The sequence below is a fragment of the Providencia sp. PROV130 genome (assembly GCF_028482225.1).
In the GTDB taxonomy this organism is placed as follows: domain Bacteria; phylum Pseudomonadota; class Gammaproteobacteria; order Enterobacterales; family Enterobacteriaceae; genus Providencia; species Providencia rettgeri.
The window spans coordinates 73235-87912 of sequence record NZ_JAMPQC010000022.1; the positions used below are offsets into that span (position 1 = coordinate 73235).

The following is a 14678-nucleotide window of genomic DNA, read 5'->3' on the forward strand; positions in this document are numbered from 1 at the left end:
ATGACGATAAATTTAGGTAGCCCAGTCTATTTCTTCTTTATAAGAGGAGCCTTATCACATTTACCTGTGGATAAAAAGCATAAAAACTGTGTAAAAGAATGGAGATCTCTGACTAATTTTGCGGTATGATCGCTGGTCTATTTCTGATCCATCGATCGGCAATATGCAGTAAGTAAGCGTTAATCTAAAATATTTTTGGGTCATAGCACTAAGAATGAGCCCGAGAAACTCTTTGTTTACATCCGTACTTCTTGTTCCATTGACCTTGTTTAGGGGAGTCCAACGTGTCACTTTCGCTTTGGCAGCAATGTCTTGCCCGATTGCAGGATGAACTACCTGCCACAGAATTCAGTATGTGGATACGACCCCTTCAAGCTGAATTAAACGACAATACGCTGGCACTTTATGCCCCAAATCGTTTCGTTCTCGACTGGGTTAGAGACAAGTACATCAATAATATCAATGAATTATTGAATGACTTTTGTGGAACTGACGCGCCTGCACTACACTTTGAGGTAGGCAACAAACCGATTACAGTCGCACCGGCAGCAACACAAGCACGTACAACTCAACAAGTACCTGCGTTTGCCGTTCCGTCAGCCCCAATTAAACCGAGTTGGGACAACTCAGCCAAAGTACAACCAGAGGTTGCTTATCGTTCTAATGTAAACCCTAAGCACACTTTTGATAACTTTGTTGAAGGTAAATCGAACCAATTGGCTCGCGCCGCAGCGAGGCAAGTGGCAGAAAATCCAGGTGGTGCCTACAACCCATTGTTTCTTTATGGTGGAACGGGTCTAGGTAAAACCCACTTATTACATGCTGTCGGCAATAGTATTATGCAGCATAAAGCCAACGCTCGTGTGGTTTATATGCACTCTGAACGTTTTGTTCAAGATATGGTCAAAGCTCTACAGAACAACGCGATTGAAGAATTCAAACGTTATTACCGTTCTGTAGATGCACTACTCATTGATGATATCCAGTTTTTTGCTAACAAAGAGCGCTCGCAAGAAGAATTTTTCCATACTTTTAATGCGCTACTCGAAGGCAATCAGCAAATTATTTTGACCTCTGACCGTTACCCAAAAGAGATTAACGGGGTGGAAGATCGTTTAAAATCGCGTTTTGGTTGGGGTCTAACCGTTGCAATCGAACCACCAGAGTTAGAAACTCGCGTGGCGATTTTAATGAAAAAAGCAGATGAAAATGAGATTCAACTTCCGGGTGAAGTGGCCTTTTTCATCGCCAAACGCCTTCGCTCGAACGTTCGTGAGTTAGAAGGGGCGTTAAATCGTGTGATTGCCAACGCAAACTTTACTGGCCGCGCGATTACTATCGATTTTGTCAGAGAAGCACTGCGTGACCTATTAGCACTACAAGAAAAGCTGGTAACTATTGATAATATTCAAAAAACAGTTGCTGAATATTATAAAATTAAGGTAGCAGATTTACTGTCTAAGCGCCGTTCCCGTTCTGTCGCGCGTCCGCGTCAGATGGCAATGGCACTGGCAAAAGAGCTGACTAACCATAGTTTACCTGAAATCGGGGATGCCTTTGGCGGCCGTGACCATACCACGGTGTTACATGCTTGCCGTAAAATTGAACAATTACGGGAAGAAAGCCATGACATCAAAGAAGATTTTTCTAATTTAATCAGAACATTATCATCTTAATTGCTATGAAATTTACAATAGAACGCGAGCAGTTATTAAAACCGTTACAACAGGTTAGTGGTCCTTTAGGTGGGCGTCCAACTCTGCCTATTTTAGGTAACCTTTTATTACAGGTAAAAGAAGGCACCCTCCAACTCACTGGGACCGACCTTGAAATGGAGATGATGGCCAATGTTGCCCTAACAGGGGAGCACGAAATTGGTGCAACCACCGTGCCCGCACGCAAATTTTTTGATATCTGGCGTGGGTTACCTGAAGGTTCTGAAATTCATGTAGAGCTGAATGATGACAGACTGCTCGTCCGTTCTGGGCGTAGCCGCTTTTCATTATCCACGTTGCCAGCCGCTGACTTTCCAAACTTGGATGACTGGCAAAGTGAAGTGGAATTTTCTCTTCCGCAATCAATACTGAAACGTTTAATTGAAGCCACTCAGTTTTCAATGGCACACCAAGATGTCCGTTATTACCTTAACGGTATGCTATTTGAAACCGAAGACCAAATGCTCAGAACCGTTTCCACTGATGGTCACAGGCTTGCCGTGTGTGCAATGGATATTGGTCAATCGCTACCCTCTCATTCAGTGATAGTGCCTCGTAAAGGGGTAATTGAGTTAATGCGCTTGTTAGATGGTGGTGATACCCCTCTACAACTGCAAATTGGCAGTAATAATATTCGCGCTCACGTTGGGGATTTTATCTTTACCTCTAAATTGGTTGACGGCCGTTTCCCTGATTACCGCCGAGTACTACCGAAAAATCCAAACAAAACCCTAGAAGCACGCTGTGATTTACTCAAGCAAGCCTTTTCTCGCGCTGCAATTTTATCGAATGAGAAATTCCGCGGTGTACGTTTGTATTTCAGTGAAAACCAACTGCGCATTACTGCCAATAACCCAGAACAAGAAGAAGCTGAAGAAATTGTTGATGTTAGCTATCAAGGTACTGAGATGGAAATTGGCTTTAACGTCAGCTACATCTTAGATGTCTTAAATGCGCTAAAAAGTGAAAATGTGCAACTTCTGTTAACCGATGCCGTTTCCAGTGTGCAGATTGAAGACGCTGACAGTAAAGCAGCGGTGTATGTTGTCATGCCAATGCGCTTGTAATCGGTATTTATGATCCTTTCGCGTTTATTGATCCGTGATTTTCGAAATATTGAAAACGCGGATCTCTCCCTTGCTAATGGGTTCAATTTTTTAATTGGCCCCAATGGGAGCGGTAAAACCAGCATATTGGAAGCCATATATACACTCGGGCATGGCCGTGCATTTCGCAGCATTCAAGCGAACCGGGTTATTCGTCATGAGCAAGAGCAATTCATTCTTCATGGTAAACTTAGTCATTTAGATGAACAGCGAAACGACCTTTCATTAGGTTTAAGCAAAAACCGTGATGGTGACAGTAAAGTTCGAATAGACGGTACTGATGGCCATAAAATTGCAGAGCTAGCAAAATTATTGCCAATGCAACTGATTACCCCTGAAGGGTTTACTTTGCTAAATGGTGGTCCTAAATATCGACGTGCTTTTATTGATTGGGGTTGTTTTCACAATGACCCGCTGTTTTTTTCAGTATGGTCAGATTTAAAACGGTTATTAAAACAACGCAATGCCGCTTTACGGCAAGTTACGCGTTATGAGCAAATTCGTCATTGGGATAAACAACTGGCACCGCTTTCAGAGCAAATAAGCCAATGGCGCCATGACTATATTGCAGGTATTGCCGAAAATATCGAGCAAACTTGCCAACAATTTTTACCCGAATTTTCACTCTCAGTATCCTTTCAACGCGGTTGGGATAAAGAAATTGATTATTCAGAACAATTAGAGCGCCAATTTGAGCGTGATAGAGCGCTAACCTATACCGCTTCAGGGCCACATAAAGCTGATTTGCGTATTCGAGCAAATGGAACACCTGTTGAAGATATGCTTTCACGGGGTCAATTAAAGCTACTTATGTGTGCATTAAGATTAGCGCAGGGTGAGTTTTTCACCCATCAGAGCGGGCAACAGTGCCTGTATCTACTGGATGATTTTGCTTCTGAACTTGATGCAGGCCGTCGCCAATTACTGGCAGCCCGCCTCAAAGCTACACAAGCACAAGTGTTTGTCAGTGCCATTACACCTGAGCAAGTTAATGATATGATAGATGCAAATAGCAAGATGTTTAGTGTAGAACATGGCAAAATAGAAGTTCAACCTCAGGAATAGAAAGAGCAGGAAACGTTGATGTCGAATACATATGACTCCTCAAGTATCAAGGTATTAAAAGGACTGGATGCGGTGCGTAAGCGCCCGGGCATGTATATCGGTGATACAGACGATGGAACAGGTCTTCATCACATGGTTTTCGAGGTTGTCGACAACGCTATCGACGAAGCCCTCGCAGGCTTTTGTGATGATATCGTGATCACTATCCATGCCGATAACTCTATCTCCGTACAGGATGATGGACGTGGTATCCCTACAGGTATCCACGAAGAAGAAGGCGTCTCTGCCGCAGAGGTTATCATGACCGTTCTGCACGCAGGCGGAAAATTTGATGACAACTCCTATAAAGTCTCCGGTGGTTTACACGGTGTTGGGGTTTCAGTTGTTAACGCCTTATCTGAAAAATTAGAATTAGTTATCCGTCGCGACGGCAAAGTCCACGAACAAATCTACAAACACGGTGAGCCTCAAGGGCCTCTGACTGTTGTCGGTGAAACTGATCAAACAGGAACACGCGTTCGTTTTTGGCCAAGCATGGACACCTTTAAAGGTGTGACTGAGTTTGAATATGACATCTTAGCAAAACGTTTACGTGAGTTATCGTTCCTAAACTCAGGTGTTTCTATTAAGCTCGTCGATAAACGCGATGGCAAAGAAGACCATTTCCATTATGAAGGCGGTATCAAAGCCTTTGTTGAGTATTTAAGCCGTAATAAAACCCCTATCCACCCTTCTGTCTTTTATTTTTCAACTGAAAAAGACGGAATTGGCGTTGAAGTTTCAATGCAGTGGAATGATGGGTTCCAAGAAAATGTATACTGCTTCACCAATAACATTCCTCAGCGCGATGGAGGTACTCACCTCGCAGGTTTCCGTGCAGCAATGACACGCACATTGAATAACTACATGGAAAAAGAAGGTTATCAGAAGAAAAGCAAAGTCAACGCAACCGGTGACGATGCTCGTGAAGGCCTGATTGCAGTTATTTCAGTAAAAGTTCCTGACCCTAAATTCTCATCACAAACCAAAGAAAAATTGGTCTCTTCCGAAGTGAAAACAGCGGTTGAAACGATGATGAACGAAAAACTAGTTGAATATTTACTGGAAAACCCGAACGATGCGAAAATCGTTGTGGGTAAAATCATCGATGCAGCGCGCGCACGTGAAGCAGCGCGTAAAGCTCGCGAAATGACTCGTCGTAAAGGTGCGTTAGATTTAGCTGGCTTGCCAGGTAAACTGGCTGACTGCCAAGAACGTGACCCTGCGCTATCTGAACTGTACCTTGTGGAAGGGGACTCCGCGGGCGGCTCTGCAAAACAAGGCCGTAACCGTAAGAACCAAGCCATTTTGCCACTAAAAGGTAAAATTCTAAACGTAGAAAAAGCGCGTTTCGATAAAATGCTGTCTTCACAAGAAGTAGCAACCCTGATTACGGCTTTAGGCTGTGGTATTGGTCGAGATGAATACAACCCTGACAAACTGCGTTATCACAGTATCATTATCATGACGGATGCTGACGTCGATGGTTCGCACATTCGTACGTTACTATTGACCTTCTTCTATCGCCAAATGCCTGAAATCGTTGAACGTGGTCATATCTTTATTGCTCAACCACCACTGTATAAAGTGAAACGTGGTAAACAAGAGCAGTACATTAAAGATGACGATGCGATGGACGATTACCTGATTTCTATCGCCCTTGATGGCGCGGAACTGCATTTAAGTGCCGAAGCCCCAGCCATGAAAGGTGAAGAACTCGAAAAACTGGTTGTCGAATATAATGCCGCACATCGTATTATTCGTCGCCTTGAGCGCCTTTACCCTCAAGCCCTACTTAATAGCCTGGTTTATCAGTCAACCTTGACTGAAGATGATTTAAAAACCAGTGAAAAAGTAGAGGAATGGGCTAAAACGCTGGTTAAGCGCTTAGAAGATAACGAACAATTCGGTAGCACTTATAGCTATACGATTAACGAAAACCGTGAACGTCAGTTATTCGAGCCAACGATCCGCATTCGCACCCATGGTGTTGATACCGACTATAACCTCGATTTTGACTTTGTTCATGGCAGCGAATACCGCCGTATCACTCATTTAGGCGACTTAATCAGCGGCTTAATTGAAGAAGGTGCTTATATCAAGCGCGGTGAACGTCGCCAAGATATCAGTAATTTTGAAGAAGCTCTGGCTTGGTTAACACGTGAGTCTCGTCGCGGCCTATACGTACAGCGTTATAAAGGTCTTGGTGAAATGAACCCAGAACAACTTTGGGAAACCACCATGAACCCAGAAACGCGTCGTATGATGCGTGTAACGGTGAAAGATGCGATTGCAACAGACTTACTATTCACCACGTTAATGGGTGATGCTGTTGAGCCACGTCGCGCATTTATCGAAGAAAATGCCTTAAAAGCAGCGAATATTGATATCTAATTATTCAGCTAACTAAATAGTGTTTAATAACCCCATCCGAAAGTTTGGGGTTATTTTTTTGATTTTTTCTATAATTATTATCTTATTTTCACGATTTAATTAAACCAATAATAAAAAAGCAAAAAAACTAAACCAATCAATACAAAATCACTTTACAAAGAATAAAACAATTAAAAATAAACCTTAACGCTTTAATTAATAATGTTTTTTTATTTTCAAAACTGTCATAAAAAATAAATATATTATAAATAAACTCCGCAAAATGAAATTTTTACCAATAGCATCGGCGGAATTATAATGAGAAAAACTTTTATTTCAGCATCAATGACTTTATTGCCATTCATATTCATGAATACTCTAACAGCAAAAACTAATATTTTAGAATTAGAGAAAAATATTATTGATACAAGAGGTGCGTGGCTTGAAGATATTAAAAATAATATTATTAATAATACACCTAAAGAAGGCAGCGAAGTTGCTGAGCAAGATAGGCTTATTAGTAACGAATACATCAATATCACTGGTGAGCGGGAAAGTTTAGCACTCGCAGATAAGTCCCAGAACTCAGGTTATTTATTTAACAGTTATCAAACAATACTGTTTGGCGAACATGATATTAATCTAAGAGACCATAACCAATATAAAGAAATCAGCTTATTACATGATACAAGTACTCGTGCCTATGATGAAAAAAAACAGCGTACTAGATCAATTGATTTTATTCTAAAAGACCATTTTAAACGCGGTCGTCCTTACCAAGTATTGGATGACGAAGGTCACTATATTGCAGGCTATTCACAAATACAGGGCTCATCTTACCCTAGCGGTCATACGTGGAATGGTTTTAAGCAAGCTGCGGTATTGGCGATGATTTTTCCTGAAAAGGGCAGTGAAACGTTCAATCGAGCTATTGAATATGGTGAAAGCCGCGTGATTGTTGGCGCACACTTTGCCACTGATACAATCGCTTCTCGTGTAGGTAATTATTATTTATTATCACAGTTCCTATCCGATGAGAAGAATACCAAATTCATTGTTGATTCGGCAAAAAATATTCGCAATGATATTTCATCACCATGTTCAAATAACATACTAAATTGCCTAACAGTTTCTACTCCTATAACCAATGACCACATGGGTTATTATGGAAAAAAAGAAATGCAAAATACATCAGTGATCGAGCCTAAAAATATACCCAAAACGGCAGGTTATTTACTTCGATTACGTTTCCCTTACTTGAATAATGCACAATGGGATCATATTTTAGCCAGTACCGCATATCCAAGCCAATCAATTGCAGGTTGGAATATCAAAGAAAATGACCCAAACTCCTATTGGGGATTAATTAACTTACCTGCGGCTTATCAGGGTCCCTCTTATTTATATGAAAACTTTATCATTAATCAAGATACTAATGACTTTGATATTGCCAATTTTGGAAAGTTAGATGAATGGAAAAATAATATTCAAGGGACTGGAAAGTTAACGAAACAAGGCCAAGGGACATTAGTATTGTCAGGTAATAATACCTTTGCTGGCTTCACAGTAAATCAAGGCCATTTAGTCTTAACCGGCGAAAATAAATATTCGCAAAAATCCTACATTAATGGCGGAACGGTTACCCTTAAAAAACACTTAGACTCCGCAGTTGATATCCAAAAAGGAACGTTAGTTCTAGATGACGGAAAAATCGGTGCTTCTGTTAATATTAACCACCACGGCTTACTAACGGGTAATGGAAGCATTCGACAATTAACCGCCAACCAAGGTGCAGTCGTTGCACCCGGCCACTCAATTGGCACAATTAACATTGTTGATTCTGTGACTTTTGCTCCAGGCAGCCATTATGTGGTTGAAATCAATCCAGCAGGTCAAAACGATAAGCTCATCAGCCAAGGCTCTGCCTCATTAAAAGGCGGTACCGTCAGTGTTACTCTTGAAAATCAAAATAGCCCGCTCTCTAAGCAAGATATCAACCGCTTATTTAATACACAACATACAATATTAAGTGCTCAAAAAGGGGTTAATGGCCAATTTGATGCCGTTGTGCCTAATTACCAGTTTATTGGAACGACACTAAATTACACCCCCAAAGAGGTCACTCTTAAAATAGGGCGTAATAACACCGCATTTTCTAGTGCAGCAGCAACGCAAAACCAAATCGCCGTGGCTAAAGCGATTGAAACGCTTCCTACGCACCATACGCTTTATGGCCGAACATTAAAAAGCCAAACAAAACAACAAGCCCGAGCAATATTTCATGATGTCACAGGGCAAATATACGCTGACATATTATCCAACCAAATAAATAATAGCCGTCAGATTAAAGAATCACTCCTTGAACAAGCTCGCTTGTCTGAGTCATGGAGTAGCGAAAACAAAGGCAATGTGTGGGTCAAAATGCTCTATGATTGGGATAAAACAACTGGAGATAACAATGCCACTGGGTATCAATCATCAAATTATGGTCTATTGCTTGGGGCAAATAGGCATTTTATTAACGACAAAATGACTTTCGGTATCGCTGCAGGCTTTAGCCAAAGTGACTTATCTAGCCATCTTGGCCACGGCAATAGTAATAACTACCATGCTGCCATTTATGGTAGCGCTTTATGGCAGCCGATCGCGGTTCGTGCAGGGCTTAGTCACACGTCACACCTCATTCATACCGAACGTTCAATCAGTAATGGTACGAGTCACTCTGCGAGCTATTACACCAATACCCATCAGGCATTTATGGAGCTGGCCTATCCAATCAACTCAAACTGGATGAATATTGAGCCATTTACCAATCTCACTTATATCAGCGCGATGAACCATGCAATTAATGAAAATATCAGCAGCACATCACTGCAGGCGCGTAAACAACGCATCAATACAACGCTTTCAACTGTTGGATTACGTCTTGATAATCAATGGAAACTAGGTAAAACATCAAATATTGGTTTGCATGGTGAGCTTAACTGGCAATATCAATATGGGAATCTGAATAGAGGTATAAAACTGAATTTTTCCGATACCACGAGCTCATTTATGACACAAAGTGTTCCTACATCACGCCATGGAATGGCATTAAAAGTCGGTACCGATATCAATATAAAAGAAAATACTAAGCTATCAATTAATTATAATAAATTTTTATCAAAAAATTATAGCGATAACAATATTGATGCCAAAATTGCGGTAACTTTCTAAATCAATATCTCACCTCCCCTCGCAAGTTGTGAGGGGCAGGCCATGACTAAACATCACGAGATTTTACAGTTTTTTACGCCATTATTTTGATTACCTTACCTTTTTTTATGTTATAAACGAACAATGTCTTAAGTTAATTAGATGTTAACTTATTATTTTTAATTGCCTCTATAACCTCAGGTAAGGTCAAAAATACGTAAAATAACACTATGATACGCCAAATTATTATTTTAATTTATGCATTATTGATATCTATAACTCCTGTGTTTTTCAGTGGAGATGTTAGCAATATCGCGGATATTGCCATCGTAATTTCAGGAGCGCTGATAATACTGTTATGTGCGGGTATTTATCGTTTTTTGCTTGGCAAAATTTTCACGGTATTTGTTTCACTCCTGTGGGCTCTCAATTTATCTGTTTCATTTTTCTTTTATCAAAAACACGATATCCGCTTTTCTTCTTCGATTGCAGAAACTTTTATCAATACCAATAGCAGTGAAACGGTAGGAATGCTTTCCTATAACATTGGTTATGTTATATTTTATCTTTTTGTTTTTTCAGCTTATTTAGTATGTATTCATCAATGCGCAAAATACATGAATCGCCGTATCACAGCGATAAGTATGGCGCTAATTTGTGGCTATCTATTAGCCATTCCAGCCTATTACGTATCATTATTTAATAAACCTGATAGCGCGTTATTGATCACGGAAAAATACTTCTTAAATACTCCCTTCTACAATGCTGCGGCTTTAGTCAAAAATTTATATGAAAACCGGGGGATAAAAAAAATATCATCACAAAAGGTTGCTTTTAATTACCAGAAAAAAGCCTCTGATACTGAAATCTATGTACTTGTCATCGGTGAATCATTACGCCGTGACCATATGGGCTTTTACGGCTATCAATATGATACAACGCCTAATTTAAATCAGCGAAAATCACAAATATTGGCGTTTCAACAAGCGTATTCTCCGGCACCGGTGACTATCTTGTCGGTTCCTATTTCACTGTCTAATATTCGCTTTGAGCAAATGCAGGATAAATCACACTATTCAGACAATATCATTTCATTAGCCAATCATGCGGGCTTTAAAACCTACTGGATCAGCAACCAAGGCAAAACCAATAAACGTACCAGTATTATTTCTGCTATTGCCTCTATGTCGCAAAAGAAAGCGTGGAACGAATTTGTCGGCTATGATGAAGAGCTGCAAGATGACTTCAATAACGCTATCAATGACCCTACTGATAAGAAAAAACTCATTGTTTTACATACATATGGTAGCCATGAACCTGCCTGTAACCGCTTTCCTGAAGCTGAACTAAAAACATTTAGTGGCCAAGAAGATGACGATTGCTACGACAGTTCAATTGCTTATACCGATAAATTTATCGAAAACCTTATGCAGCAACTCGAAAGTAAGCCTGCGACTTTGATGTACTATTCAGATCACGCATTGCAACGCTTAGACAGTGATAACAATATTCACTACCATCATGGTGTTAACAACCCAAGAAAAGAAGCCTATGAAATCCCCTTGCTGATTTGGTACAGCCAAAGTGCGAGTAAACCAAGTATCAACCCAGAAAATTTGCAGTCCCCCTATTCTACAGCGAATAATTATTGGCTAATCAGTGATTGGCTTAATATACAACAAGGCGCACAGCAAGCTTGCTTATCGCCTTTACGTAAATGTTATCAACCCAATAAAAACATTCAGGTAATTGATGGCAATCGGAACATTTTATCCATTAGTCAATTACCTTCAGAAACCATAGATCCACAATAAAACTCGATATTTTGCCAATATTTGCTCATAGTTAACCAATATGAATCCAGCTTACTTATCGAGTCGAGGTCTTAATGTTCGATTTAGTTTTTTTACGTGAATTACTGGTGTCTAGTGTTCACGTACTCCAATTACTTTTAGAAGCTATTTCAGTCATCTGTGTGGTAATTGGGTTAGTAAAAACCCTGATAGTCTGGATACGCACCCAGAAATCACGTAAGGCTCGTTATTGTTTTGGTGATTGGTTAGCAACTGCATTAGAGTTCCAGCTCGCTGCTGATATTTTAGCAACGACCGTCGACCCAGATTTAGATAGCCTTATCAAATTAGGTATCATTGCCGTGATCCGTACATTCTTAAACTACTTCTTAGCAAAAGAGTTAGAACATCAGCCTCCGCAGAATGACCCCGCTCGTCATTAATTTAGGCACAAAAAAACCTGCACATTTTAGTGTGCAGGTTAATATAAAATTACTGATTACAGTTCAGAAACTATAGCAAAATACGTAACATACGACGAAGCGGCTCAGCGGCGCCCCACAGTAATTGGTCACCAACAGTAAAGGCAGATAAATATTCAGGGCCCATATTCAGTTTACGTAAGCGACCAACAGGGGTGCTAAGCGTACCTGTGACTGCCGCAGGTGTTAACTCACGCATAGTGATTTCACGGTCATTAGGAACCACTTTCACCCAATCATTATGCGAGGCAAGCAATTGCTCAACTTCATTCAACGGAATATCTTTTTTCAGCTTCAATGTGAAAGCTTGGCTATGACAGCGCAACGCACCAATACGTACACATAAACCATCAACAGGAATAATATTATTCCCTGTCGCAAGAATTTTGTTAGTTTCTGCTTGGCCTTTCCACTCTTCGCGGCTTTGGCCGTTTTCTAATGCTTTATCAATCCATGGGATCAGGCTACCCGCTAATGGTACGCCGAATGCATCCGTTGGCATTGTGCCACTACGAGTGAAGTCTGTAACTTTTTTCTCGATATCTAAAATAGCAGAAGCCGGGTCTTGGAGTTCTTTAGCAACTTGTGTGTGCAAAGACCCCATTTGTGCCAGAAGCTCACGCATATTACGTGCCCCAGCCCCTGATGCCGCTTGATACGTTGCCACAGATGCCCATTCCACTAAATTATTAGTGAACAGCCCACCTAAAGACATTAACATTAAACTTACCGTACAATTCCCACCGACAAAGGTCTTAATGCCTTTATTTAAGCCGTCTTGGATATGTTGGTTATTCACGGGATCAAGAATAATAATCGCATCATCTTTCATACGTAATGAAGACGCAGCATCAATCCAATAGCCACTCCAACCTGATTCACGAAGTTTAGGATAAACTTCGTTGGTGTAATCGCCGCCTTGGCAGCTAATAATGATATCCAATGCCTTTAGCGCATCAATATCAAAAGCATCCTGTAAAACACCACGATGGCCACCATAAACAGCGGCTTCTGCACCCTGTTGTGATGTGGTAAAGAAAACGGGATGGATCGCATCAAAATCACGTTCTTCTACCATTCTTTGCATCAATACTGAGCCGACCATTCCTCGCCAGCCAACAAATCCGACATTTTTCATTTTTACTCACCCTGTTCGTTTAAATTTCAACCAAAAAATTTCCAGTTCCGACTTTACAACATGGATACTGTCATTTTTATCATTCACCCAAATTGAAACTAGAAATTTTTCGGATGTATCTTGCGTTATATCATTCGAGTTGCAGGTAAGTGACAAGTGAAGAGAATCCGATGAGCATACATGTGTATGTGATTCGTCAGTCTGAGCGTAGTCAACACCCATGCAACTTGAAGGATGATAAGTATAAACTTGACAAAATATGCACCTGTGCGCAAGTGAATTTCATCACTAATAATAAGAAGATTAGTAATCATGCTAATAATCGAAGAAATCAGCCCCTTTTTTCCATATTGGAAAACAGCCATTCACAATTAATCAATGTATCGAATACCCACTGACGATTAATATTAGACTTATTATCATTATGATAGAGTCAATAATATGCAAAAATACGTTCTTTTTGCCTTTTGGATCGTGCTTATTTATCCAATTGGTGTCGACTTGCACTTAACTGGGCTCCCCCTTATTGCAGAAGATCTGCATGCAAAAGAAAGCCAGCTACATATTGCATTTTCTATTTATCTTGCAGGAATGGCCTCTACAATGCTGTTGGCGGGTTGGTCTGCGGACCATATTGGGCGAAAGCCTGTCATATTAGTCGGTACAGCGCTATTTGCTGTTGCTGCTCTCATAGCAGGATCAGCATCAACCGTCATGACCTTTCTAGGTGCACGTTTTTTCCAAGGTATTGGGGCAGGCTTTTGCTATGTCGTCACATTCGCATTATTACGCGATGTGCTTGCTGAACAAATTCGCACAAAAGTTTTATCTGCTATGAATGGAGTCACCTGCATTGCTCCTGTGCTTGCACCGGTTATTGGCTTCGTTATTTTGCTATTTTCCCCTTGGTCCGCCATGTTTTATTTTATGGCGGCCTATGCTGTCGTTAGCTTCTTATTTTGTTTATTCTCCATAAAAGAAACTAAACCTAAAATTTCCTTATCAGAAAAACCCAGTGGCTTAAAGAACAAATAAAAACTGGTATATCCTCTTTTATTAATCCCCCATCACCCATTTAAAATAAAAAAAGCCACGGCAGAGAGCAATAATCTGCAATGGCTAAACAAATAAAATATAAAGCGATACAGGAAAAATTTTATAATTATGTGTGAATCAAATAGCTAGCGTTTTTTCTTACAGCCTTGCACCGCTTTAAAGCGCGGGTTTGTTTTGCATATCACATACACTCGGCCACGGCGGCGAACAACTTGGCAATCTGGATGACGGTTTTTTGCCGTTTTTAATGAACTCAGTACTTTCATCTTTATTTACCCTCTGGCTGTAAAAACCGACCAAACCGCTTTTGAAACTGTGCCGTTTTACCTTCCTGAGAAATCATTTTCTGTTTACCGGTATAAAACGGATGCGACTGAGAAGAAACATCAAGCGTGACATATGGAAATATTTCACCTTCATATTCAATTGTTTTTTCAGTTTTTATTGTTGATCCTACTTTGAAATAGGCATCTGCACTTGTGTCATGAAAAACCACGGTACGGTATTGTGGATGGATCCCCTGTTTCATAATAACCACCTAAATGTAATGTTATAATATAACAATAACGCATTTTAAATAGTGGTGCAATTATTTTTTATTCAAGAATATTTAAGACGAAAAGCGATGAAAAAATTTCACATAAAAAATAAATACCAAAACAGTAATTTATCCTCCAATGAACTTTTGTATAATTAGATTAGTAGATTCCATCATT

General features: G+C 40.3%; 10 protein-coding genes and 1 pseudogene. 8 read left to right on the plus strand and 3 right to left on the minus strand.

Annotated elements, in window-relative coordinates:
• Positions 1–284 precede the first annotated feature (284 nt).
• From dnaA to PSF28_RS15475, 7 genes are all read left to right on the plus strand, one after another.
• On the plus strand, positions 285–1676 hold the full coding sequence (gene dnaA, locus PSF28_RS15445) for a chromosomal replication initiator protein DnaA (protein WP_109912543.1): 1392 nt from the start codon (positions 285–287) through the stop codon (positions 1674–1676).
• A 5-nt stretch (positions 1677–1681) separates the two neighbouring features.
• Positions 1682–2782 carry a DNA polymerase III subunit beta gene (dnaN, locus tag PSF28_RS15450; RefSeq protein WP_004906806.1) on the plus strand — a complete coding sequence of 367 codons (1101 nt, stop codon included), beginning with the start codon at positions 1682–1684 and terminating at the stop codon, positions 2780–2782.
• Positions 2783–2791: 9 nt separating this feature from the next.
• The gene (gene recF / locus PSF28_RS15455) at positions 2792–3886 is read left to right on the plus strand and encodes a DNA replication/repair protein RecF (protein ID WP_198642105.1); all 1095 of its coding nucleotides are present in this window, start codon (positions 2792–2794) and stop codon (positions 3884–3886) included.
• Positions 3887–3904: 18 nt separating this feature from the next.
• Positions 3905–6319: a DNA topoisomerase (ATP-hydrolyzing) subunit B gene (gyrB, locus tag PSF28_RS15460; RefSeq protein WP_210839148.1), complete on the plus strand. Its 2415-nt coding sequence runs from the start codon at positions 3905–3907 to the stop codon at positions 6317–6319.
• A 297-nt stretch (positions 6320–6616) separates the two neighbouring features.
• Entirely contained in the window at positions 6617–9514 is a 2898-nt protein-coding gene (locus PSF28_RS15465; RefSeq protein ID WP_272685305.1) for an autotransporter domain-containing protein, read from the plus strand.
• Positions 9515–9723: 209 nt separating this feature from the next.
• On the plus strand, positions 9724–11307 hold the full coding sequence (locus tag PSF28_RS15470; RefSeq protein WP_210840363.1) for a phosphoethanolamine transferase: 1584 nt from the start codon (positions 9724–9726) through the stop codon (positions 11305–11307).
• A gap of 74 nt (positions 11308–11381) precedes the next feature.
• On the plus strand, positions 11382–11729 hold the full coding sequence (locus tag PSF28_RS15475; RefSeq protein ID WP_004906795.1) for a DUF1622 domain-containing protein: 348 nt from the start codon (positions 11382–11384) through the stop codon (positions 11727–11729).
• A gap of 70 nt (positions 11730–11799) precedes the next feature.
• Here the strand turns inward: PSF28_RS15475 and asd are convergent, their stop codons facing one another.
• Positions 11800–12906, minus strand: a complete 1107-nt coding sequence (gene asd / locus PSF28_RS15480) for an aspartate-semialdehyde dehydrogenase (RefSeq protein ID WP_272685306.1) — start codon at positions 12904–12906, stop codon at positions 11800–11802.
• A gap of 429 nt (positions 12907–13335) precedes the next feature.
• Here asd and PSF28_RS15485 point away from each other — a divergent pair.
• Positions 13336–13923, plus strand: a pseudogene (locus PSF28_RS15485) (MFS transporter); the annotation flags it as partial.
• A gap of 164 nt (positions 13924–14087) precedes the next feature.
• Here the strand turns inward: PSF28_RS15485 and ykgO are convergent.
• Positions 14088–14228 carry a type B 50S ribosomal protein L36 gene (gene ykgO / locus PSF28_RS15490; RefSeq protein WP_210840366.1) on the minus strand — a complete coding sequence of 47 codons (141 nt, stop codon included), beginning with the start codon at positions 14226–14228 and terminating at the stop codon, positions 14088–14090.
• Between the two features lie 2 nt (positions 14229–14230).
• Positions 14231–14491, minus strand: coding sequence for a type B 50S ribosomal protein L31 (locus PSF28_RS15495; RefSeq protein ID WP_272666396.1), 261 nt, complete (start codon positions 14489–14491; stop codon positions 14231–14233).
• Positions 14492–14678 lie beyond the last annotated feature (187 nt).

Bases quoted from the DNA above. Each gene is read 5' to 3' on its own strand.
- recF (WP_198642105.1), top strand. From the start codon at position 2,792: ATGATCCTTTCGCGTTTATTGATCCGTGATTTTCGAAATATTGAAAAC.
- gyrB (WP_210839148.1), top strand. From the start codon at position 3,905: ATGTCGAATACATATGACTCCTCAAGTATCAAGGTATTAAAAGGACTG.
- PSF28_RS15465 (WP_272685305.1), top strand. From the start codon at position 6,617: ATGAGAAAAACTTTTATTTCAGCATCAATGACTTTATTGCCATTCATA.
- asd (WP_272685306.1), bottom strand. From the start codon at position 12,906: ATGAAAAATGTCGGATTTGTTGGCTGGCGAGGAATGGTCGGCTCAGTA.
- PSF28_RS15475 (WP_004906795.1), top strand. From the start codon at position 11,382: ATGTTCGATTTAGTTTTTTTACGTGAATTACTGGTGTCTAGTGTTCAC.
- PSF28_RS15470 (WP_210840363.1), top strand. From the start codon at position 9,724: ATGATACGCCAAATTATTATTTTAATTTATGCATTATTGATATCTATA.
- PSF28_RS15495 (WP_272666396.1), bottom strand. From the start codon at position 14,491: ATGAAACAGGGGATCCATCCACAATACCGTACCGTGGTTTTTCATGAC.
- dnaN (WP_004906806.1), top strand. From the start codon at position 1,682: ATGAAATTTACAATAGAACGCGAGCAGTTATTAAAACCGTTACAACAG.
- ykgO (WP_210840366.1), bottom strand. From the start codon at position 14,228: ATGAAAGTACTGAGTTCATTAAAAACGGCAAAAAACCGTCATCCAGAT.